The sequence below is a fragment of the Paraburkholderia aspalathi genome (assembly GCF_905220735.1).
In the GTDB taxonomy this organism is placed as follows: Bacteria; Pseudomonadota; Gammaproteobacteria; order Burkholderiales; family Burkholderiaceae; genus Paraburkholderia; species Paraburkholderia aspalathi.
The window spans coordinates 140,501-162,019 of record NZ_CAJNBA010000007.1; the positions used below are offsets into that span (position 1 = coordinate 140,501).

Genomic DNA, 21,519 nt, shown 5'->3' on the forward strand with positions numbered 1-21,519 from the left:
TGTTGTTGCACATCAAGCACGGACGGCACGCCTTGCGCTGCGGCTGTGTTGCGCGCCCGGAACGAACGCTCATGAGCCCTTCGCGAACCGGTCGTGGATTGCTTATGGATCGATCACGTCGGCGCAAGCGTCGGTCGGCGCGGCGGCAACGTGCCCGACCAGCGGCACGATCTTCAGTCCAGCCGACGCCACCCGGCACGGCGCAGCGGCGAGGCCGCACCCTGTCATCCCTGCACACAGCGCGAGTATCACACCCAGTGCGCCGAGACGGCCGAACCTTCCAGACCGCACGTTCTTGCGGGATTCCAGGGGCATACGTACCTCTACTTCAACGAACTTCAATGAGTCGGGTTTCGCGCGCGGCGGGTTTGCGCGGCGCGCGAGTATTTCACTTCACAGTTCACACTTCATGGCACATCGGCACGCTGCAACGCCGCAAGGCAGCGCTTTAACGCGCCTTACTTCGTGGAAACCGGCCGCACCGCCGCCGCGGCCTGCTTCGCGCGCGAGCGTGCTTCGTCGGTCGTCTCGCCAGTGGCCAACGCCACGCCCATACGGCGCTTGACGAAGCTCTCCGGCTTGCCGAAGAGCCGCAAATCCGCATTCGGCACGGCCAACGCCGCCGCGACGCCTTCGAAAGCGATCGCCGTTTCGTCCAGCCCGCCGTAAATCACCGCCGACGCACCAGGCGCCCGCAGCGACGTATCCACCGGCAAACCGAGAATCGCGCGCGCGTGCAGTTCGAACTCCGAGAAGCGTTGCGAGCACAGCGTGACCAGACCGGTATCGTGCGGACGCGGACTCACTTCCGAGAACCATACGTCATCGCCGCGCACGAAAAGTTCCACACCGAACAGACCTCTGCCACCCAATGCCGCAGTGACCTTGTGCGCCACTTCGCGCGAACGTTCCAGCGCGAGCGGGCTCATCGGCTGCGGCTGCCACGATTCGACGTAGTCGCCCGCCACCTGCACGTGGCCGATCGGGTCGCAGAAATACGTGCTGACTTCGCCGCTCGCCGGATCGATCGCGCGCACGGTGAGTTGCGTGATTTCGTATTCGAAGTCGATAAAACCTTCGACGATCACCCGGCCGTGATTCACGCGGCCACCCGCCATCGCATATTCCCAGGCGGTTTCTACATCCGCATCGCTCTTCAGCACCGACTGCCCCTTGCCCGACGACGACATCACCGGCTTAACGACGCACGGATAGCCGACTTTGGCGATGCCCGCGCGCAGTTCCTCGAGTGAATCGGCGAACGCGTACGGCGAGGTCGGCAGACCGAGCTCTTCAGCGGCCAGACGGCGGATGCCTTCGCGGTTCATCGTGAGTTGGGTGGCGCGCGCGGTCGGGATTACCTCGGCGAGGCCGTCGGTTTCGATGGCGGCGAGTGCGTCGGTTGCGATAGCTTCGATCTCGGGGACGATCAGGTGCGGGCGCTCCTGTTCGACCAGCGCGCGCAAGGCGGCGCGGTCGGTCATGTCGATCACGTGCGAGCGATGCGCGACCTGATGACCCGGCGCATTCGGATAACGGTCGACGGCGATCACTTCGACGCCCAGCCGTTGCAGCGCGATGATCACTTCCTTGCCGAGCTCGCCGGCGCCGAGCAGCATAACGCGCGTGGCGGATTCAGAAAGGGGCGTGCCGATCCGTTGGCCGATCTGCATGGGGTCTCCAGATAAAAGTCGGATGAGGGTGGGATTGAGTAGAACACGATGTTAACATGCGTCCCCCGATGCGCACCCCGCACCGTAACCCGCACCGCACCCGCTGCGTCGACGCCGCGCTCGCGTGCGGCGTGCCGAGTGCGTTACCCTTACGCCTTCGCCAGTTTGAAGAGGAACGACGTCATGCTCCAAAGCTCCTCCGCGCGAGGTGTTGCGCGCTTCATCCCCTATGCGCGCACGGCCATCGCCGCGTTGAGCGTCGCCGCGCTATGCAGCGCGTGCGCCATGCCGAAGCATCCCGACTCGGAAGCCGCACCGCCCGATCCGTTCAACCCGGCCGCCACCCAGTTGCTCGACGACACCAGTTGGGTGCTCAGCGGCTGGAAACAGGCCGACGGCACGGCCCGCGCGATTCCGACCGCGGATCAGGGCGCGTCGATCACGCTCGTGCTCTCTACCGACAAAGGCCAGCGCCACGCCAGCGGCTTTTCCGGCTGCAATCGTTACATGGGCTCGTATGCGCTGAAAGACGGCAAGCTCAGCTTCGGCACCCTAGGCGGCACGCGCATGGCATGCGCGACGCCGGGCGGGCAGATCGAAGCTCCGTATCTCGACGCGCTGAACCACATCGACCGTACCGGCGTGCAGATGCGCGCGCCGCAGCAGATGCAACTGGTGCTCGATAACGGCGACACGCTCACGTTCGACCGCAGCGCCAAGTGATCGGTACGCTTACCATTGAGCGGTTCGGCCGGTGGACCGCCGGGCGGACCGGCAAGCGGATTTGCGCTTGCGGTCGACACGGTCCGCATGGCGCGCACACGTTGCCGTAGCAGCCGTTGTTTTTCACCGACGGCGGGCCGCACGCCGGCCTGCTTTCCCATTTGACGCAAGCATACTTGCGTCTGCCTTCGAAGCATCGGGCTTCGCCGGTTAAACTCGACGGATTGCGTTCTTGCGCGTCCGTCATTCGTTGATGTCTAGTATGCACACGGTAGTTTTCGGCTGGTTCGGCGGGTCGGCCGTCTGGTTCATTCCTCTTTTCTGGCGCCTCGTGAAGTCGGTGCTGCCGGGCGGCGCAGGCTTGCGCGGCCCCGGCACGATCCGCCTTTGGCTCGGCTTCGTCTGCGTCCTGGTGGCAAGCTGCACGCTGGAGGCGTCGCTGATCGGCGTGGCCGGCGCGAATGGCTTCGGCCACGCGCTGGCGGCGGGCTTAGGCCATCTGCTCGGCCATATCGGCACGCCGCTCGCGGCGCTTGCCCTGCTTCTGATCAGCCTGCCCTGGCTGATCGACTTCCGCTGGCGCGACGTCGCCGTATGGGCCGACGGTGCATTCGGCCTCGGCCTGTCACGCGGCCTCGCCAGGCGCGACGAGGAAGCGCGCCGCCATCGCAGCGTGGATGACGGTTTGCCGTCGCACATGTCGACGTCGACCAATACGATGGCGCCCAAAAGCAATGGACGTTATGCGCGCCCGACCGTCTGGCGGCCGCCGGCGAACGGCCGCAGCGCAGCGACGGCTGCCGGTGCGGCTGGTGCCGCTGCGGCCAGGGACGCGGCGGCACGTGGCGCCGGGGCGAACTGGCGTGCCGGCGCAGTGAAGCCGCGTAGTCAGCCCACGCAGGCGGAGCCGGTGCTGCGCACGTCCGCCGCGACGCCACCGCGCCAGGCACCACGGCAAGTGCCGATGCAGACGACGACGACACCGACACCCTTGCAGAACGCGGACCGGAGCGCATGGATGCCGGCGGAACCGGTCGCGCCGGCCGGATGGTTGCGTGAATCGACAACGGCGCCGCGTGCGCCCGCATCTGCAGCCGGTTTGACAGCGGGATCAGGATCGGCAGCGACTCCGGCTCGTGATGGCGCATCGCAAGTTGGTCGGCGTTCTGCTGGAGAGCAACGTCCGGTGGGATCGTCGGGCGCCGGCTCGGGGGCGGCGGGGGCAGCCGGTTTCGCGGGAGCGGTCGCCGCGCAGGCTGCTGCAGCGCAAGCGGCACCCACCACGGCGGCAGCACGGATGGTGTCGGGTTCGGCAGCCGGTTCGGCGATGAACAGCTCGACTGGCGATGGCCGTCTGTCGACAATGCCGAGCTCAGCCGCCAATGCAGGATCCTCGGGAAGTCGCTCCACCACTGCCCAGCAGCCGTTCTCGCCTGCTCCGCGCGCAGACACCAACGCCGCGCCTACGCAGGCAACGCGGAGTCCGGCTTCTTTCAGCACGCCGGCCCCGAGCTATACCCGGCCGATGGCGACCGCACAGAAGGTAACGCCGCCCGCCAGCGTCCAGGAAACCCTTCGCAGCATCGCGGAAAACGCCGCGCGCTGGACCGACATCGCCGGCGTCAGCCTCGCGCGCAGCAGCAGCGCGGAAAATGCGCTCGTCACTACGACTCCGGACGCTCCGACGGGTGCCGAGCCGACAGTCGAGGCTGGGCAATCGGACGTAGCTTCATCTTCACATGCGAACGATGATGTTGAAATTGCCGCGGTACCGGATGCCAACGCGCCTTTGCAGGAGGTAGTCGAGGCCGCGCCGGACCACCACACAGCGACGCAATCACCCGTCGAAACGCCGCGAATCGAAGCCGCTTCTGAAGCGCCGCTCGAGGAAGATACCGAGCCCGTCGTGCAATGGCCGATTGAACCGCCGGTTATCCAGGCGCCATTGGTTGCGGCACACACACCAGCCACGCAGCATGAAGCGCCGGTGCCCACGCCCACGCCGTTTCAAATCTTCGCAGCCCAACTGGAAGCCAGCGACACGCAAACGGACGTGTCACCACTCGTCGAAGACGAACCGACGCAAGCGCACACTGCGACGCCCGCGCCGATTGCCGAAGTCGTCATCGATAAACCGCTCGCGCCCTGGGAAACCCGAATCGATGCTGTCGCTCCAGTCGATGTGGAAAAGACGGACACCCCTGCCCTATCGGATGTATCGGACGCGTTGGAAACAGTGGACGTTGCCGACGATTTGAACTCGTCAGCCGCTTCGGACGCTTCGGCCATCGTTGCGGCAGTAGAGCCGCAAAGCGCCGTATCGCACACGTCGAACGTGGTTCGTTTCCCTGGCTTCGCGGCTCAGGCAGCACCAGCGACCTCGGCCACCATCGTCGACGAACCCTCGACCGAACGCACCGGCTCTGCGGAACCCGCAGAGCTCGCAGAACCCACCGAACCCACAATCCAGCGCACACCGCTGCGCGGCCACACCCCCGCCAACGGTTTCGAATTCCACGCACCCGCAGCATCGATGGTCGAATTGCCGACGCTCGATCTGCTCGCACGCGCCGACACTGACGTCGAACCCGTTTCGGAAGAAAAGCTCATCGAAACCGGCCTGCTGATCGAGCAACGTCTGCAGGAATTCAAGGTGCCGGTCACGGTGGTCGGCCATTCGGCCGGCCCGGTCATCACGCGCTTCGAAGTCGAGCCCGCGCTCGGCGTGCGCGGCAGTCAGATCGTCGGCCTGATGAAGGACTTGTCACGCGGCCTCGGCCTCACGTCGATTCGTGTGGTCGAGACGATTCCCGGCAAGACCTGCATGGGTCTCGAGTTGCCGAACGCCAAGCGGCAGACGATCCGCCTGTCCGAAATTCTCGAAGCTAGCGTCTACCAGAACTCGCATTCGCAATTGACGCTGGCGATGGGCAAGGACATCACCGGCCATCCGGTGGTCGCCGATCTCGCTAAGGCGCCGCACATGCTGGTTGCGGGCACAACGGGTTCGGGCAAATCGGTGGCGATCAACGCGATGATCTGCTCGCTGCTTTACAAGGCGACGCCCGAAGAAGTGCGGCTCATCATGATCGATCCGAAGATGCTGGAACTGTCGGTGTACGAAGGCATTCCGCATCTGCTCGCGCCGGTCGTCACCGACATGAAGCTGGCGGCCAACGCGCTGAACTGGTGTGTCGGCGAAATGGAAAAGCGCTACCGTTTGATGTCCGCGGTCGGCGTGCGCAACCTGGCCGGCTTCAATCAGAAGATCCGCGATACGGAAGCTAAGGGCAAGAAGCTCGGCAACCCGTTCTCGCTGACGCCGGATGCACCCGAACCGCTCGCGCCGCTGCCGCTGATCGTCGTGGTGATCGACGAGTTGGCCGACCTGATGATGGTCGCCGGCAAGAAGATCGAAGAACTGATCGCACGCCTCGCGCAGAAGGCGCGCGCCGCCGGCATTCACCTGATTCTGGCGACGCAGCGTCCGTCGGTGGACGTGATCACCGGCCTCATCAAGGCGAACATTCCGACGCGCGTGGCGTTCCAGGTGTCGTCGAAGATCGACTCGCGCACGATCCTCGATCAGATGGGCGCCGAATCGCTGCTCGGCCAGGGCGACATGCTGTTCCTGCCGCCAGGCACGGGCTACCCGCAGCGCGTGCACGGCGCGTTCGTCGCCGACGAGGAAGTGCACCGGATCGTCGAGTATCTGAAGCAGTTCGGCGAACCGCAATATGAGGAAGGCATTCTCGACGGCCCGGCCACCGAAGGTGCGTCGCCCGATCTGTTCGGCGACACGCCGGATGCCGAAGCCGATCCGCTTTACGACGAAGCCGTCGCCTTCGTGGTGCGCACGCGGCGCGCGTCGATCTCGTCGGTGCAGCGGCAATTGCGCATCGGCTATAACCGCGCGGCGCGCCTCGTCGAGCAGATGGAGACGGCGGGCCTGGTGTCCGCGATGGGCATCAACGGCAGCCGTGAAGTGCTCGCGCCGGGACCGGCGGAATAAACGGCACGGGCTGGTAGCCGCCAACCCAAGCCAGAATAAAAAACGGGTCGCTCGAAGCGACCCGTTTTTTATTCAACGCGCGTATTCAGATCACCAGCGCCCCCACCTCAAGACGGCGACACCAGCTTGAAGTCCACCGGCGAATCGATCTCGATACGCTTCGGATCCGCTTCAAGCAATCCGCTCTGCTGATCGCGCTTGAACACATACACCGTGCCGCTGTTCTGATTGCCGACGATCAACCAGTTGCCGGTCGGGTCGATCGCGAATTCGCGCGGCGACTTGCCGAGGCTCGACTGGTGCCCGATCTTCTTCAGATGACCGTTGGTCGGATCGACCGAGAAGATCACGATCTCGTTCGCATCGCCGCGATTGGTGGCGTACAGGAAGCGTCCGTCCGGCGACAGATGAATGGCCGCGGCGCCTACCGCGCCCTTGAAGCCGGGCTCGATCAGCGAACTCGTTTGCACTTGCGTGAGCTTGCCGTCGGCGTAGTTGAAGGTGCTGACCGTGGCGGCCAGTTCGCTCGTCAGATACGCATGCTTGCCGTCCGCGCCGAACACCAGGTGACGTGGGCCCGTGCCTGCCTTCTCCTGCGTGTAGCGCCAATCGGTCGGGCCGAACAGGCCGCGGCTGCCGTCCGGCGTGTAGCGGTACGAGTACAGCTTGTCGGCGCCCAGGTCCTGAGCGAACAGATAGTGACCGTCCGGCGAGAACACGGTGGAGTGAACGTGCGAGTTGTCCTGACGACCCTTCACCGGACCGCCGCCTTCATGGTGGACGGTGAGCACCGACGCGCCCACCTGGCCGTCCGCCTGCAATGGGAACACCGCGAAGCTGCCGCCCGGATCGGCCGCCACCGAGTAGTTCGCGGTCAGCAGATATTTGCCGTCCGGCGACAGGCTCAGATAGCACGGGTCATTGCCGTCCGCCGAGACCTTGTTGAGAAAGCTCAGCTGGCCGCTCGCGGCATCGAAGCGAAACGCGCTGATGCCACCGCGTTGGGTGGCCGGGCCGTTGTCGCCGGGCAATTCGTTGACCGCATAGACGAAGCGCCGGTCACGGCTCACCACCAGATACGACGGATTGACCGTCTGCGCGACCGACACGCGGGTCGCTTCGCCCGTCTTCGTGTCGAAGCGATAGACGTATATCCCTTCGCTCTTGCCCCCCGTGTAAGTGCCGACCAGCATGTCATAGACGCCATCGGCGGGAGCCGGGCCGGAATCTTGCGCAAACGCATGCGAAGCAACAATCGAGACCATGAGCACGAAACCTTTTATTATCGAGCGGGCGGAGCTTAGAGGAACTAGCCGGCCGCCGCGCCATGAGGTGGATCGAGCAGCAGAAGGCAAAGGAGAGCTTGAGACGGCACGCACAACGGCACGGTGACTACGAAGCATATGACCTCCTGGACATCGGTTATCCGGTTGTAATGGTGTCTCTGGTCTGCCGCGCCATCGGTCGAATTGTTTTATCGAGGCAAGTATAAAAGCGTTGCGTCGGATCATGCAGCGAATCCGGCGGGCCACGTAGGCCAGGCCGCGTTCAGTTGACTGGCCTGCCGGCGCATGAGTAACAATTGTCCCGCCTGACGGGGCGTTTTTCCAACCGCGTCTCACCCATCCCACACTACGGAGTTTTCATGAACGTCACACTCAGCCTGGGCCCGCTGGTTTCGTTGATCGCCGGTATTCTGATTCTTGTCATGCCGCGCCTGTTGAACTACATCGTCGCGCTCTATCTGATCATCATCGGCATCATTGGGATCTTCGGCGTGGGGTCGTCGCACTTCTAGGCGGCAACAGTCAGCCACGGAAGCTGCAAGAAGGGACGCACGACCGGGCGCAGTGCCGGCCCGGCAATGTCTCGCACGAAAGGAGGACCGGTGCGCGATAGGGCACGCGTGCTGATGGCGGCTACTGCAATGCAACACGTGGCACAGCGAAGCGGTACGTACGCGACTGATTCGCATCGGACGCCAGGCGCCAGATGCAAGACAACAGCGGACAGCCTGCATGAAGCGAGCCCGCGCAACAGAGAAACGGAGAAACGATCAGCCGTTCGAAAGCTGATCCAGCCGCAAACGCCCCTGCAACGACAATCCGCCGACGGCATAATGGCCGTCACCTTCCTGATGACGGCGGAAGCAGGCCCGTTCGATCAGAAAGGCCGCCGCAGCCAGCATTCCGTTGCGGCTCAGGCCCAACTGGCCATGTTCGAGCGGCAACATCGAATCGTCAGCGAGTTCGCTGGCGGCGGAGAGAATTGTGATGCAATCGGATTTCGACGGGTTCAGCATTGCTTGGATCCTCGAAAACGGCGTCTGCATTCGCCAGGGCAAGGCCGCTGCATGATCCGGAGGGCTCCGGGCATCGGCTTGAAATCTGATTGTAGGCAGTGATTTGACAATTACCAACTCGCGTTTTGCCGCATTGCGCGCTGAACCAAAACGCATCGCGCGAGTCCGGTAACACAATGACCCCCAGCGTGGCGGCCTTCGCCTCGCCTAAAACAGACACGCTCCCCCCATGCCCGCACTCATCGAAGACTATGCGCTTATCGGCGACGGCCACACGGCCGCGCTTGTCTCCCGCGAGGGTTCGGTTGACTGGCTCTGCTGGCCGCGCTTCGACTCCGGCGCGTGCTTCGCCGCCCTGCTCGGCACGCCCGACAACGGCCGCTGGCTGATTTCGCCAGTCTCCGATACACCGCCCACGATCACGCGCCGGTATCGCGGCGAGACGCTGGTTCTGGAAACCGATTTCGAAACGCCCGAAGGCGCGGTCACGCTGATCGACTTCATGCCTCCGGGCAACGGCTGGTCGGAGATGGTGCGGATCGTCGTCGGCAAACGCGGCACGGTGCGCATGCAGATGGAACTGGTGCTGCGCTTCGACTATGGCTTTTCGATTCCGTGGGTGGATCGCCTGAAGCACGACAGCGGCATCAAGGCGATCGTCGGCCCGGACACCGCTGTGCTGCGCACGCCGGTCGAGTTGCGCGGCGAGAACATGAAGACAGTCGCGGAGTTCACCGTGAGCGAAGGCGAGCGCGTGCCGTTTTCACTGGCCTATGCGGCTTCGCACCTGCGCATTCCGCCCGGACGCGATCCGCACACGTCGCTCGCCCGCACCGAGAACCATTGGCTCGAATGGTCGTCGCGCAGCACCGTCGAAGGCAAATGGGCAGCGCAGATCCGCCGCTCGCTGATTACGCTGAAGGCGCTGGCGTACGAGCCGACCGGCGGCATCGTCGCCGCGCCCACCACGTCGCTGCCGGAACAGTTGGGCGGTACGCGCAACTGGGACTACCGCTATTGCTGGCTGCGCGACGCCACCATTACGCTGCTCGCGATGATGCGCGGCGGCTATTACGACGAAGCGCGCGCCTGGCGCAGCTGGCTCGGCCGCGTGATGGCCGGCGCGCCGGATCAATTGCAGATCATGTACGGGATCGCCGGCGAACGGCGCCTGCCCGAATTCGAAATCGACTGGCTGCCGGGTTATCAGGACGCCAAACCCGTGCGGATCGGCAACAACGCGGTCGGGCAGCGCCAGCTCGATGTCTACGGCGAAGTGATGAACGCACTGCATCTCGCGCGCGTCGGCGGCTTGCAGGCGGACGACACCGCCTGGAACGTGCAGCGCGCGTTGCTCAGCCATCTCGACACGATCTGGCAAGAGCCGGACGAAGGCATCTGGGAAACGCGCGGCGGCCGCCAGCACTTCACCTTCTCCAAGGTGATGGCGTGGGTCGCCTACGACCGCGCCATCCGCTCCGCCGAAATGTTCAAGCTGGAAGGCCCGCTCGATGAATGGCGCGCAACCCGGGCGACAATCCACGCGGAAGTCTGCGCGAAGGCGTGGAATCCGGCGCTCAACGCGTTCTCCCAATCGTATGGCAGCGATCAGCTCGATGCGAGCGTGCTACTGATGCCGCTGGTCGGCTTCCTCCCACCGACGGATCCGCGCGTCAAAGGCACTGTGTCCGCGATCGAAAAAGATCTGATGCACGACGGCTTCGTGATGCGCTACCGCACCACGGAATACGACGACGGTCTGCCGCCCGGCGAAGGCACCTTCCTCGCGTGCTCATTCTGGATGGTGGACAACCTGGCGCTGCAAGGCCGCATCGACGAAGCCGTCGCGATGTACGAACGGCTGCTCGGCCTCTGCAATGACGTCGGTTTGCTGGCGGAAGAGTACGATCCGGCAGCGAAACGCCTGGTCGGTAATTTTCCGCAAGCATTTTCCCATGTGGCGCTGGTGCACACCGGTTTGAACCTGATGAAGCACGAACAGGCCATGGCTCAGGCCACCGGGCAGCCGCCCCATATCGGCACGCTGGCTGAGGAACTTGAGGCTGCGGCAACCCCCGATAGCGGCGCGGCAGCATCGTCAGTACCATGATTTAATGACAGTTTGCGCGCAGCCCGCGCGCAAATTGCTGCATTGCACAAGTACGCTTTGTTCAGTATGATCCAGCAGACTGTTGGCCGAAAATCAATGCGCCTACAACCAATACGGCCTGCCGCAACGCCACACGCGTGTTTGCCAAGCCCCATGCGAACCGCTTAAACGGAGCACCCATGCTCTACCAATTGCACGAATTCCAGCGGGCGATGTTGAGCCCCCTCACCGCCTGGGCCCAGGCCGCGTCGAAATCGTTCGCGAATCCCGCCAGCCCGCTAGCCTATGTGCCCGGTGCCACACGCCTCTCGGCAGGTTACGAACTGCTCTACCGGCTTGGCAAAGATTACGAAAAGCCTGAGTTCAACCTTCATCAGATTGTCAAAGACGGTCATAACATTCCGATCATCGAACAAACGATCATCGAAAAACCGTTTTGCCGCCTGATGCGCTTCAAGCGTTTCGCGGACGACAGCGACGCTGTTACCCAATTGAAAGATGAGCCGGTCGTGCTGGTGTGCGCACCGTTGTCGGGCCACCACGCCACGCTGCTGCGCGATACCGTGCGCACGTTGTTGCAAGACCACAAGGTCTACCTGACCGACTGGATCGATGCACGCATGGTGCCGCTCGAAGAAGGCGAGTTTCATCTCGACGATTACATCGCCTACATCCAGGAATTCATCCGCCACATCGGCGCGAAGAATCTGCATGTGATCTCGGTCTGCCAGCCTACCGTTCCGGTGCTCGCCGCCATTTCGCTGATGGCGAGCCGCGGCGAAGACACGCCGCGCACCATGACCATGATGGGCGGCCCGATCGACGCGCGTAAGAGCCCGACCTCGGTCAACTCGCTCGCCACGCAGCACTCGTACGAATGGTTCGAAAACAACGTGATCTTCACGGTGCCGCCGAACTATCCGGGCGTGGGCCGCAAGGTTTACCCGGGCTTCCTGCAGCACACCGGCTTCGTGGCAATGAATCCTGAGCGCCATGCAGCCTCGCACTGGGACTTCTACCAGAGCCTGCTGCGCGGCGACGAAGACGACGCGGAAGCACATCGCCGCTTCTACGACGAGTACAACGCTGTGCTCGACATGGACGCGGACTATTACCTCGACACGATCCGCGTCGTGTTCCAGGAATTCAGTCTGGCCGAAGGTACGTGGGACGTCGCCGGCGAGCGCGTACGCCCGCAGGACATCACGAAGACCGCGCTCTTCACGATCGAAGGCGAACTGGACGATATCTCCGGCGACGGTCAGACGTTCGCCGCGCAAGGATTGTGCAGCGGCATTCCGGAGAAGAACAAGCGCCACTTCACCGCGGAAAAATGCGGCCACTACGGCATTTTCTCGGGCCGCCGCTGGCGCACCATCATCTATCCGCAGTTGCGCGACTTCATCCTCGAGCACAACAAGGCGCCGAAGGTAGCGAAGGAAAAAGTCGAAGCCTGAGCACCCCGCACGCAGAGATAAGCAACGGCCTCTTCTTCAGAGGCCGTTGTCGTTTCTGGTGCTTCTTTTGCTGCTTTTTTGCCGCTTCTTATGCCGTCGATGCGCGGCCGCGTTGCGGCTTACTTCCGCAACAGATACGCCAGCAGCAACTCGGTGTTCATCTGGACGACTTCGCTGCGCTCACTCGCACTGCTGAAATCGCGACCGAGCGTTGCTTCAAGCGTGAAGCGGTTCGACACGATGTAGTAGCCCATGCCTGACAGCGTCACGTAAAAGCGCAATGGATCGACATTGGTGCGAAACAAGCCCGCGCGTTGACCCCGCTCCAGAATGCTGCCGAGCGTGGCGACGATCGGTGAGATCATTTCGCGGATGCGCGTCGACTTCTGCATGTAGCGTGCCTCATGCAGATTCTCGTTGTTGACGAGACGCAGCAACTCGGGATGATCGCGGTAGTAATCCCAAACAAAATGCGCGAGACGCGTGACAGCCTCGACGGGTGCGATACCGTTCAGTTCAAGCGTTCGCTCCGCTTCATTGAGCGCGCTAAATGCGTGCTCGAGTACAGCCGTGAAAAGCTGCTCCTTGCTACCGAAGTAGTAATAGAGCATGCGTTCATTAGTTTCCGCGCGGCGGGCGATCTGATCGACGCGTGCGCCGAACAACCCTCCATTTGCAAACTCTTCGGCCGCCGCAAGCAGAATGCGGCGCCGCGTGCCTTCAGGATCTCTTTTGATTTTCGGCTGATTCATGGTGGCATCGTCTTCGTGAGCCGCGTTATCCGGATCGCGCCGCCGGCCTCTCCTCGGGCCTTGCACCGACAGCACTGAACGGGCTGGTTGGGGGAACACCCTTCTGCGGTCTTTCGAAAAAGCGCTTCGATTATGGCACATGGATTGCGGATGGCAATTGGGGAAATCGGCGATAATGTGCTATTTAGTTCAAGCCCAGCGCTTGCGCTTAGTTGCAGCCTTAGTTGCACAAATTCGCGCCTCTATTCGTATCTGTATTTGCCTATATTGGCGCGTGTTTGCCCGCTTTCGCAGCGCTTTTGTGTTGCCCCGGTCTGCCGCGTGTTTTCCCTAACCCGCGCTCGGCAAACTGTGCGGCCACGAGGCAAGCCCCAACGTCGTGACCGTGACCGATTCCAGAACACTCGCAGATCGCATCGAAGATCTGCTACCCCAAACGCAATGCACGAAGTGCGGTTATCCCGCATGCCGTCCGTATGCCGAAGCCGTCGCCCATGGCGAGGCTAACTACAATCAGTGCCCGCCGGGTGGCGCCGAAGGCATCGCGCGCCTCGCCGCACTGCTCGGCAAGCCGGTGATCCCGCTCAATTCCGCCAACGGCGTCGAACGGCCACGCCCGTTGGCGGTTATCGACGAACAAGTTTGCATCGGCTGCACGCTGTGCATGCAGGCTTGTCCGGTCGATGCAATAGTTGGTGCACCGAAACAGATGCACACGGTGATCGCCGAACTCTGTACCGGTTGTGACCTGTGCGTGCCGCCCTGCCCGGTCGACTGCATTGCGATGCCACCGGTCACCGGTGAAGCAACCGGCTGGGACGCATGGAGCCAGAGCCAGGCTGACGCCGCACGCGAGCGCCACAACCGGCGTGAAGCCCGTCTCGCACGCGAACGCGAAGCGGCCGAGGCGCGTGCTGCAGCGCGGCGAGCGGTCAGCAGCGCGCCTGCTCAGGTGATGGAAACCGGTGCTGCGGCAACGCCCGCCGCACCCGCAGCGGACTCCGCCGAAGCGAAGAAACGCGCCATCATCCAGGCCGCGCTCGAGCGTGCACGCCAGAAGAAAGAAGAGTTGGCCGCCAAGGGCCAAGGTCCGCAGAACACCGAGCGCGTTAGCGCCGACGTGCAGGCGCAGATCGACGCCGCCGAAGCTCGCCGCCGCCGTCTCGGACTCGCTGCGGACAACACCGCGGGTAACTCCGGGGGTAACACCGCGGGTAACACTGAATTTCCGCCAACGAAGCGCTAACCTCTAACTCTACGCTGCGCATGAACGCGAACAAACGCCGCGCCATCTACGAGACGCTTCAGAGTCTCAATCCGCATCCCACGACCGAGCTCGAGTACACCACACCCTTCGAACTGCTGATTGCCGTGCTGCTGTCGGCGCAGGCTACCGACGTGTCGGTGAACAAGGCCATGCGCAAGATGTTCCCGGTCGCGAACACACCGCAGAAGGTCTTCGATCTCGGCGAAGAAGGGGTGACCGGCTACATCAAGACGATTGGCCTCTATCGGACCAAAGCGAAGAATGTGATCGCAACCTGCCGCATTCTGCTCGACCAGTACGGCGGCGAAGTACCGGAAGATCGTGAAGCGCTCGAGAGCTTGCCGGGGGTGGGCCGAAAAACGGCGAACGTGATCCTGAACACGGCGTTCGGTCATCCGACCATCGCTGTCGATACACATATCTTTCGGGTTGCGAATCGAACAGGCCTCGCACCTGGCAAAGACGTGCGCGCGGTTGAAGTGGCGCTGGAGAAATTCACGCCCGCCGAGTTCAAGCAGGACGCCCACCACTGGCTGATTCTGCATGGCCGCTATGTATGCAAAGCGCGCCGTCCGGAATGCTGGCACTGCGCGATCGAGCCACTCTGCGAATTCCGGCCCAAGACGCCGCCGCCGGATCTTTGAGCGCGGTGCCGCTCGGCGGCCGCCCGAACGGATGCCGTATCGCGTTAGCGCGTTTGTCCGGCGCCTACGCGGTGCGCACTCAGTGCGCCGGCGGCCGCCGCTTCACCTCGGTCCACTAACGCGCCGCCAGCAAGCCGCCCTGCCTCGGCGTAAAATCACCCCCTTCCAGGCCGCCTCACACTCAACACACCGCCCCCACGATGTTCAATCCCAGCCGCGACGAAGTCCGCCAATTTTTCACCGACACCTGGCGCAAGCAGCGTCAAGGCGAGATTCTGACGCCGCTCGAAGCGATCGCCGCCGACTGGATCGTCGAGCATCCGGAATATCACGCCGACCTCACCAGCACGGAAGCCGCCCAGGCTCAGGATTACTCGCCCGAACGCGGCCAGACCAACCCGTTCCTGCATCTGTCGATGCATCTGGCAATCACCGAACAGCTGTCGATCGACCAGCCGCCCGGCATCCGCGCGGCGCACGAGCGGCTTGCCGCCCGGCTCGGCTCGACCCACGAAGCGCAGCACGCGATCATGGATTGCCTCGGCGAAACCATCTGGGAAGCGCAACGCACCGGCACCCCGCCTGACACGGACGCGTATTTGCAGCGCATCGAACAGCGCGCTACACGAGACTGAGGCACGCGGGCAACCCAGCGCCCGTTAGCACGCCAGCCGAACCCGCCACCCCCGCACAAACCCTAGCCCCAAAGCACAACACCCCGCCGAAGCGGGGTGTTGTTCAATCTGAAAACCGTGCAAAAGCAGCGCTGCGCGCTTACTTCTTCTGCACCAGCGCGCCGTCCAGCGATTCGATGTAGGCCGCGATGTCTTTCATGTCGCTTGGCGAGAGGCTTTGCACCTGCGCCTGCATGATCGCGTTGTTGCGACCGAGGTGCGGATTGCCGTTGCCCATCTGGTACTGGCGCAGCGCCCAGTAGACGTAGTCGGAATGCTGACCTGCGAGCTTCGGATATTCCGGGCTCACCGGATTGTTCAGGTTGACGCCGTGGCAGGCCGCGCAGTTGTGGGTGTTAGCCAGCACCTTGCCGTTGCCGGCGTCAGCGGCGTGCGCGACGTTCGCAGCAAACAGACCGATAACTGCCGCCGACGCACATGCAGCCTTGAACACCGTGTGGAGTGCCTGTTGGGGCTTATTCATGAATTCTCCTATCCCGCGAATATAAATAGCCGAGTGACCGCCTGGATGACCGAAGCCGATCACTTGTCGGGATTGCTCTTCGAAGAGGAATTTTGCGCTGCGTAGTAGGCAGCGATGTCGGCGATGTCTTGATCAGACAGCGACGCGGTGATCGCGCGCATCGTTTCGAAATGGCGGTCGCCCTTCTTGTAGCCGTGCAGGGCATTCTCGAGGTACGCCTGATTCTGGCCGCCGAGCATGGGCACGCGGTAGACCTCAGGGTAAGCCGTGCGGTATTCAGGGATGCCGTGGCAGCCAATACACATCGCGACCTTGCCTTGGCCCGCCTTCGCGTTGCCGACGACATCCGCTGCCTGCGCACTGGCCGCATAGCCCGCGAGCACCGACAGCGCTGCGATCACGACGTGTTTGCCAACGAATTTATTCATAGCATGTAACCTGGCTTGAGGGGAAACGGGCGCCCGAAAAGGCAACGGCCCGCGCCGTTATTCTTATGGGTAGCCACGCAGGCCAAAAAAATCGGGCTAATTGTACCGCGACGCCGCGCCGAACGTCCACCGCGTGGGGCCAGAGGCCTATCCGGCCGCCGCAAAGCCGCGGCTGGCGCCATTTTGCTCCGCCGCACCGGCTCCGCATGGCCTCGTGCTGCCCGCTGCGCCCACGACGCCCGGCGCGCCCGCCCACCGGGCACGCCGGGCGAATGGACTGCTCGCGAACGCCGCGTAAGCACTTGAACCAGCGTCCAGCACCGCGGGTGACACCATACGCCAGGCTCATTCAGCCCAACAGGCCTTCTGACTTATACTGGGTTTTTTCCCAGAAAAGAGCATCTCGCCATGCGTTTTGAAGGCTCATCGCAGTACGTCGCCACCGACGACCTCAAGCTCGCGGTCAACGCCGCGATGACGCTGAAGCGCCCGTTGCTGATCAAGGGCGAACCCGGCACCGGCAAAACCATGCTCGCGGAAGAGGTCGCCGCCGCGCTCGGCATGCCGCTGCTGCAATGGCATATCAAGTCCACTACCAAGGCTCAGCAAGGCCTGTACGAGTACGACGCGGTATCGCGCCTGCGCGATTCGCAACTCGGTGACGAGCGCGTCAAGGACATCCGCAACTACATCGTCAAGGGTGTGCTGTGGCAGGCGTTCGAGTCGGAAGAGCAAACGGTGCTGCTGATCGACGAGATCGACAAGGCCGACATCGAATTCCCGAACGACCTGCTGCGCGAGCTCGACCGCATGGAGTTCTACGTGTACGAGACCCATGAGCTGATCCGCGCGAAACAGCGCCCGCTCGTGATCATCACGTCGAACAACGAGAAGGAACTGCCCGACGCGTTCCTGCGCCGCTGCTTTTTCCATTACATCAAATTCCCCGACCCGGTCACGATGCAGCAGATCGTCGAGGTGCACTACCCCGGCATCAAGAAGGAACTGCTCGCCGCGGCGATGCAGAGTTTCTTCGAGTTGCGCAACGTCGCCGGCCTGAAGAAGAAACCGTCCACGTCGGAACTGCTCGACTGGCTCAAGCTGCTGCTTGCCGAGGACATTCCGCCCGAAGCGCTGCGCTCGTCCGACCAGAAGCAGATCATCCCGCCGCTGCACGGCGCGCTGCTGAAGAACGAACAGGACGTGAGCCTGTTCGAGCGGCTAATCTTCATGAACCGCAACAACCGTTGATTACCCGTTGACGAATCGTTGACTGATCGCGAATACCCGTTGATGAGCGCGGCGCACCGCCCACTCGCCGCCGCCGAGGACACAGCATGCTGATCGACTTCTTCTACTCGCTGCGCGCCGCCAAACTGCCGGTGTCGGTGAAGGAATACCTGACGCTGCTCGAAGCGCTCAAAGCCAATGTGATCGTGCCGTCGCTCGACGAGTTCTACTATCTCGCACGCATCACGCTGGTCAAGGACGAACAGTATTTCGACAAGTTCGACCAAGCCTTCGGCGCGTATTTCAACGGCGTCGCGCAAGCCTCGGAGCTCGCCTTCGACGTCCCGCTCGACTGGCTGAAGAAGAAGCTTCAACGCGATCTGTCGCCCGAAGAAAAAGCGCAGATCGAAGCGATGGGCGGCCTCGACAAGCTGATGGAGCGCCTGAAGGAACTGTTCGACGAACAGAAAGAGCGCCACGAAGGCGGCAACAAATGGATCGGCACGGGCGGCACCTCGCCGTTCGGCAACGGCGGCTACAACCCTGAGGGTGTGCGCATCGGCGGCGACGCGGCGGGTCAACGCACGGCGGTGAAGGTGTGGGAAGCACGCGCCTATCGCGACTACGACGACCAAGTCGAAATCGGCACACGCAACATCAAGGTCGCGCTGCGCCGCCTGCGCCGTTTCGCCCGCGAAGGCGCGGCAGAAGAGCTCGATCTGCCCGACACGATCCGCAGCACCGCGGCGAACGCCGGCTGGCTCGATCTGAAGATGGTGCCGGAGCGGCACAACAAGGTCAAAGTGCTGATGCTGCTCGACGTGGGCGGCTCGATGGACGATCACATCAAGCGCACCGAAGAGCTCTTTTCCGCCGCCAAGGCCGAATTCAAGCATCTCGAGTTCTATTACTTCCACAACTGTGTGTACGACTTTCTGTGGAAGAACAATCGCCGCCGTCACGCCGAGCGCATACCGACGTGGGACCTGCTGCACAAGTTCACGCCCGACTACAAGCTGATCTTCGTCGGCGACGCGACCATGAGTCCCTATGAAGTGCTGCAACCGGGCGGCTCGGTCGAATACAACAACGCCGAAGCCGGCGCCGTATGGCTGCGCCGCCTCGCCGATCATTTCCCGCATTACGCGTGGCTCAATCCGGAGCCGGAGGGTTTGTGGGCGTACCGGCAGTCGGTCAGCGCGATACGGGAAGTGCTCGGCCACCGCATGTATCCGCTCACCCTCGCCGGACTCGAATCGGCGATGCGCATGTTGAGCAAGTAATCCGATCAGATCACGTTTTTCTCCAACTATAAGAAAGCTTCTGCATGAGTCCGTCTTCATCGCCCGATTTGTCCCCTGCCGACGTGCACCCCGGGCCGCTCAAACCGTTTGCCGATACGTCCCTGTCCACCCTCGTCGCCGGCTTCGTCGCGATGATGACGGGCTACACGAGTTCGCTCGTGCTGATGTTCCAGGCCGGCCAGGCCGCTCATCTCAGCGATGCGCAGATTTCGTCGTGGATCTGGGCGTTGTCGATCGGCATGGCCGTCTGCACGATTGGCCTTTCACTGCGCTTTCGCGCGCCGATCGTGATTGCCTGGTCGACGCCCGGCGCGGCGCTGCTGGTGTCGTCGCTGCCGCATGTGACCTACCCTGAGGCGATCGGCGCGTTTATCGTCTGCGCGGCGTTGCTGACGGTGGTCGGCCTGACCGGCTGGTTCGACACGCTGATGAAGAAAATCCCGGCAGGCATCGCTTCCGCTTTGCTGGCGGGCATTCTGTTCGAGATCGGCATCGAGATTTTCCGCGCCGCACAGTTCCAGACCGCGCTCGTGCTGGCAATGTTCTTCACCTATCTGATCGTCAAACGCCTCGCGCCGCGCTACGCGATCGTGACGACGCTGATCGTCGGCACAATCGCCGCCGGCGCGCTCGGGCTGCTCGACTTCAGCCGCTTTCACGTCGCGCTCGCCCACCCGGTGTTCACGATGCCGGTGTTTTCGGTCGCGGCGGGCATCAGCATCGGCATTCCGCTTTTCGTCGTCGCGATGGCGTCGCAGAACGTGCCGGGCATCGCTGTGCTGCGCGCGGACGGCTACACCACGCCTTCCGCACCGCTGATTTCGACAACCGGCATCGCCTCGCTGCTGCTCGCGCCCTTCGGCTCGCACGGCATCAATCTTGCGGCGATCACGGCGGCGATCTGTACCGGCCCCGAAGCGCACGAAAATCGTGACAAGCGTTACACCGCGGCAGTCTGGTGCGGTATTTTCTATCTGATTGCCGGGATTTTCGGCGCGACCATCGCCGCATTGTTCGCCGCCTTGCCGAAGGCGCTGGTGGTCTCCGTTGCGGCGCTGGCGCTGTTCGGCTCGATCATGAGCGGCCTCGCCAACGCCATGCAGGACCTGAAGCAACGCGAGGCGGCGCTGGTGACGTTTATGGTGACGGCTTCCGGCCTCACCTTGCTGTCGATCGGCTCGGCGTTCTGGGGGCTGGTGGCGGGCGTGCTGACGCAACTGGTGCTGAACGCCCGGCGCGCCTGAATCGTCGGCGGAAATCGGCGCCCAAAATCCCTGTGAACGGATCGCCGGCAGCAAGTGTCAATACTGCGTCAGACGATCCGCCATAGAATAGAAGCATCCGGCAGCGCTTTCCGTCAAAATTCCCCGGCAACATGACGGGCAGACGCTGCAGCGTGACCCGCGGCCGCCGGAACGGTTTGTCTTTTCCGTCCGGTGGCGATCTCATTTCTCCTGAACCACGGCGCACGCGCGCCATGAAGGCTCGAACATGACAACCGCACTCGACCAACTCAAGCAATACACCACCGTCGTGGCCGATACCGGCGACTTCCAGCAGCTTGCCCAGTACAAGCCACAGGACGCGACCACCAATCCCTCGCTGATTCTGAAAGCCGTCCAGAAAGACGACTACAAGCCGCTGCTCGAAAAGACCGTGAAGGCGCATGCGTCGAAGCCGGTCGGCGCCATCATCGACCAGTTGCTGATCGCCTTCGGCACCGAAATTCTCAAGATCATCCCGGGCCGCGTGTCGACCGAAGTAGATGCACGCCTGTCGTTCGACACCGAAGCGTCGATCGCCAAGGGCCGCGAGCTGATCGCCCTGTACAAAGACCACGGCATCGGCCGCGAACGCGTGCTGATCAAGCTAGCCTCCACGTGGGAAGGCATCCGCGCGGCCGAAGTGCTGCAAAAGGAAGGCATCCACTGCAACATGACGTTGCTGTTCTCGCTCGCGCAGGCCGCTGCCTGTGCCGAAGCAGGCGCGCAACTGATCTCGCCGTTCGTCGGCCGCATCTACGACTGGTACAAGAAGAACGCCGGCAGCGCGTGGGACGAAGCGAAAGACGGCGGCGCCAACGATCCGGGCGTCAAATCGGTGCGCCGCATTTACGCGTACTACAAGAAGTTCGGCTACAAGACCGAGGTGATGGGCGCGAGCTTCCGCACCCCGGGCCAGATTCTGGAACTGGCTGGCTGCGATCTGCTGACCATCAGCCCGGATCTGCTGCAAAAGCTGCAGGAGAGCACCGAAACGGTCGAGCGCAAGCTGTCGCCTGAAATGGGCAAGGGCGTGGACATCGAACGCGTGCCGGTCGACGAATCGTCGTTCCGCTTCCTCGTTAACGACGAAGCAATGGCGACCGAAAAGCTCGCTGAAGGCATCCGCGCGTTCGCGGCAGACGCGGTCAAGCTGGAAAAGTTGATCGAAGCGCTGCGTTAAGTCCAGCCTTCGTG

General features: G+C 63.0%; 19 protein-coding genes. 12 read left to right on the plus strand and 7 right to left on the minus strand.

The features are described 5' to 3' along the window. Window positions 1–102 precede the first annotated feature (102 nt). Together KHO30_RS31600 and purT are read right to left on the minus strand one after the other, a co-directional pair. Window positions 103–315, minus strand: coding sequence for a DUF6726 family protein (locus tag KHO30_RS31600; RefSeq protein WP_200619787.1), 213 nt, complete (start codon window positions 313–315; stop codon window positions 103–105). 143 nt (window positions 316–458) lie between these two features. Continuing rightward, on the minus strand, window positions 459–1,673 hold the full coding sequence (purT, locus tag KHO30_RS31605) for a formate-dependent phosphoribosylglycinamide formyltransferase (protein ID WP_200651596.1): 1,215 nt from the start codon (window positions 1,671–1,673) through the stop codon (window positions 459–461). A 183-nt stretch (window positions 1,674–1,856) separates the two neighbouring features. Here purT and KHO30_RS31610 point away from each other — a divergent pair, with 183 nt between their 5' ends. Together KHO30_RS31610 and KHO30_RS31615 are read left to right on the plus strand one after the other, a co-directional pair. Next, a complete protein-coding gene (locus KHO30_RS31610) occupies window positions 1,857–2,396 on the plus strand; it encodes an META domain-containing protein (protein ID WP_211703274.1) in 540 nt (179 codons plus the stop codon). A gap of 262 nt (window positions 2,397–2,658) precedes the next feature. Continuing rightward, a complete protein-coding gene (locus KHO30_RS31615) occupies window positions 2,659–6,408 on the plus strand; it encodes an FtsK/SpoIIIE family DNA translocase (protein ID WP_211703275.1) in 3,750 nt (1,249 codons plus the stop codon). Between the two features lie 107 nt (window positions 6,409–6,515). Here the strand turns inward: KHO30_RS31615 and KHO30_RS31620 are convergent, their stop codons facing one another. Then, a complete protein-coding gene (locus tag KHO30_RS31620) occupies window positions 6,516–7,673 on the minus strand; it encodes a lactonase family protein (protein WP_244864179.1) in 1,158 nt (385 codons plus the stop codon). 380 nt (window positions 7,674–8,053) lie between these two features. Between KHO30_RS31620 and KHO30_RS31625 the strand changes: the two genes are divergently transcribed. Then, window positions 8,054–8,206 (plus strand): DUF3096 domain-containing protein, encoded by a 153-nt coding sequence (locus KHO30_RS31625; protein WP_007175701.1) that lies wholly within the window; start codon window positions 8,054–8,056, stop codon window positions 8,204–8,206. Window positions 8,207–8,464: 258 nt separating this feature from the next. On the opposite strand, the gene KHO30_RS31630 is transcribed toward KHO30_RS31625, so the two are convergent. Next, a complete protein-coding gene (locus KHO30_RS31630; RefSeq protein ID WP_200619791.1) occupies window positions 8,465–8,710 on the minus strand; it encodes a hypothetical protein in 246 nt (81 codons plus the stop codon). A gap of 229 nt (window positions 8,711–8,939) precedes the next feature. Here KHO30_RS31630 and KHO30_RS31635 point away from each other — a divergent pair, with 229 nt between their 5' ends. Both KHO30_RS31635 and KHO30_RS31640 read left to right on the plus strand, forming a co-directional pair. Continuing rightward, on the plus strand, window positions 8,940–10,820 hold the full coding sequence (locus tag KHO30_RS31635) for a glycoside hydrolase family 15 protein (protein ID WP_200619792.1): 1,881 nt from the start codon (window positions 8,940–8,942) through the stop codon (window positions 10,818–10,820). 179 nt (window positions 10,821–10,999) lie between these two features. Beyond that, the gene (locus tag KHO30_RS31640) at window positions 11,000–12,277 is read left to right on the plus strand and encodes a polyhydroxyalkanoate depolymerase (protein ID WP_093639403.1); all 1,278 of its coding nucleotides are present in this window, start codon (window positions 11,000–11,002) and stop codon (window positions 12,275–12,277) included. A gap of 119 nt (window positions 12,278–12,396) precedes the next feature. Here the strand turns inward: KHO30_RS31640 and KHO30_RS31645 are convergent, their stop codons facing one another. Next, a complete protein-coding gene (locus tag KHO30_RS31645; protein WP_093639400.1) occupies window positions 12,397–13,029 on the minus strand; it encodes a TetR/AcrR family transcriptional regulator in 633 nt (210 codons plus the stop codon). A 385-nt stretch (window positions 13,030–13,414) separates the two neighbouring features. On the opposite strand from KHO30_RS31645, the gene rsxB reads away from it, so the two are divergent. The 3 genes from rsxB (at window position 13,415) to KHO30_RS31660 (ending at window position 15,575) form a co-directional block, all read left to right on the plus strand. Further along, a complete protein-coding gene (rsxB, locus tag KHO30_RS31650; RefSeq protein ID WP_244864180.1) occupies window positions 13,415–14,275 on the plus strand; it encodes an electron transport complex subunit RsxB in 861 nt (286 codons plus the stop codon). A gap of 20 nt (window positions 14,276–14,295) precedes the next feature. Then, a complete protein-coding gene (nth, locus tag KHO30_RS31655) occupies window positions 14,296–14,940 on the plus strand; it encodes an endonuclease III (protein ID WP_093639394.1) in 645 nt (214 codons plus the stop codon). Window positions 14,941–15,140: 200 nt separating this feature from the next. Continuing rightward, window positions 15,141–15,575, plus strand: coding sequence for a DUF1841 family protein (locus tag KHO30_RS31660; RefSeq protein ID WP_054035021.1), 435 nt, complete (start codon window positions 15,141–15,143; stop codon window positions 15,573–15,575). Between the two features lie 139 nt (window positions 15,576–15,714). On the opposite strand, the gene KHO30_RS31665 is transcribed toward KHO30_RS31660, so the two are convergent. Beyond that, window positions 15,715–16,098: a c-type cytochrome gene (locus KHO30_RS31665; RefSeq protein WP_093639391.1), complete on the minus strand. Its 384-nt coding sequence runs from the start codon at window positions 16,096–16,098 to the stop codon at window positions 15,715–15,717. A 59-nt stretch (window positions 16,099–16,157) separates the two neighbouring features. Then, window positions 16,158–16,526: a c-type cytochrome gene (locus tag KHO30_RS31670; protein ID WP_007175710.1), complete on the minus strand. Its 369-nt coding sequence runs from the start codon at window positions 16,524–16,526 to the stop codon at window positions 16,158–16,160. Between the two features lie 408 nt (window positions 16,527–16,934). On the opposite strand from KHO30_RS31670, the gene KHO30_RS31675 reads away from it, so the two are divergent. The 4 genes from KHO30_RS31675 to tal all read left to right on the plus strand — a co-directional run bounded on the left by KHO30_RS31675 (window position 16,935) and on the right by tal (window position 21,505). Next, window positions 16,935–17,777 carry an AAA family ATPase gene (locus KHO30_RS31675; protein ID WP_093639389.1) on the plus strand — a complete coding sequence of 281 codons (843 nt, stop codon included), beginning with the start codon at window positions 16,935–16,937 and terminating at the stop codon, window positions 17,775–17,777. Window positions 17,778–17,863: 86 nt separating this feature from the next. After that, the gene (locus tag KHO30_RS31680) at window positions 17,864–19,039 is read left to right on the plus strand and encodes a vWA domain-containing protein (RefSeq protein WP_211703279.1); all 1,176 of its coding nucleotides are present in this window, start codon (window positions 17,864–17,866) and stop codon (window positions 19,037–19,039) included. Window positions 19,040–19,083: 44 nt separating this feature from the next. Further along, a complete protein-coding gene (locus tag KHO30_RS31685) occupies window positions 19,084–20,304 on the plus strand; it encodes a benzoate/H(+) symporter BenE family transporter (RefSeq protein WP_211703281.1) in 1,221 nt (406 codons plus the stop codon). A gap of 247 nt (window positions 20,305–20,551) precedes the next feature. Then, window positions 20,552–21,505 (plus strand): transaldolase, encoded by a 954-nt coding sequence (gene tal, locus KHO30_RS31690; RefSeq protein WP_093639383.1) that lies wholly within the window; start codon window positions 20,552–20,554, stop codon window positions 21,503–21,505. Window positions 21,506–21,519 lie beyond the last annotated feature (14 nt).

Coding starts and splice junctions, on each gene's coding strand:
- KHO30_RS31600 (WP_200619787.1), bottom strand. CDS start 315: ATGCCCCTGGAATCCCGCAAGAACGTGCGGTCTGGAAGGTTCGGCCGT.
- purT (WP_200651596.1), bottom strand. CDS start 1,673: ATGCAGATCGGCCAACGGATCGGCACGCCCCTTTCTGAATCCGCCACG.
- KHO30_RS31610 (WP_211703274.1), top strand. CDS start 1,857: ATGCTCCAAAGCTCCTCCGCGCGAGGTGTTGCGCGCTTCATCCCCTAT.
- KHO30_RS31615 (WP_211703275.1), top strand. CDS start 2,659: ATGCACACGGTAGTTTTCGGCTGGTTCGGCGGGTCGGCCGTCTGGTTC.
- KHO30_RS31620 (WP_244864179.1), bottom strand. CDS start 7,673: ATGGTCTCGATTGTTGCTTCGCATGCGTTTGCGCAAGATTCCGGCCCG.
- KHO30_RS31625 (WP_007175701.1), top strand. CDS start 8,054: ATGAACGTCACACTCAGCCTGGGCCCGCTGGTTTCGTTGATCGCCGGT.
- KHO30_RS31630 (WP_200619791.1), bottom strand. CDS start 8,710: ATGCTGAACCCGTCGAAATCCGATTGCATCACAATTCTCTCCGCCGCC.
- KHO30_RS31635 (WP_200619792.1), top strand. CDS start 8,940: ATGCCCGCACTCATCGAAGACTATGCGCTTATCGGCGACGGCCACACG.
- KHO30_RS31640 (WP_093639403.1), top strand. CDS start 11,000: ATGCTCTACCAATTGCACGAATTCCAGCGGGCGATGTTGAGCCCCCTC.
- KHO30_RS31645 (WP_093639400.1), bottom strand. CDS start 13,029: ATGAATCAGCCGAAAATCAAAAGAGATCCTGAAGGCACGCGGCGCCGC.
- nth (WP_093639394.1), top strand. CDS start 14,296: ATGAACGCGAACAAACGCCGCGCCATCTACGAGACGCTTCAGAGTCTC.
- KHO30_RS31660 (WP_054035021.1), top strand. CDS start 15,141: ATGTTCAATCCCAGCCGCGACGAAGTCCGCCAATTTTTCACCGACACC.
- KHO30_RS31665 (WP_093639391.1), bottom strand. CDS start 16,098: ATGAATAAGCCCCAACAGGCACTCCACACGGTGTTCAAGGCTGCATGT.
- KHO30_RS31670 (WP_007175710.1), bottom strand. CDS start 16,526: ATGAATAAATTCGTTGGCAAACACGTCGTGATCGCAGCGCTGTCGGTG.
- KHO30_RS31675 (WP_093639389.1), top strand. CDS start 16,935: ATGCGTTTTGAAGGCTCATCGCAGTACGTCGCCACCGACGACCTCAAG.
- KHO30_RS31680 (WP_211703279.1), top strand. CDS start 17,864: ATGCTGATCGACTTCTTCTACTCGCTGCGCGCCGCCAAACTGCCGGTG.
- KHO30_RS31685 (WP_211703281.1), top strand. CDS start 19,084: ATGAGTCCGTCTTCATCGCCCGATTTGTCCCCTGCCGACGTGCACCCC.
- tal (WP_093639383.1), top strand. CDS start 20,552: ATGACAACCGCACTCGACCAACTCAAGCAATACACCACCGTCGTGGCC.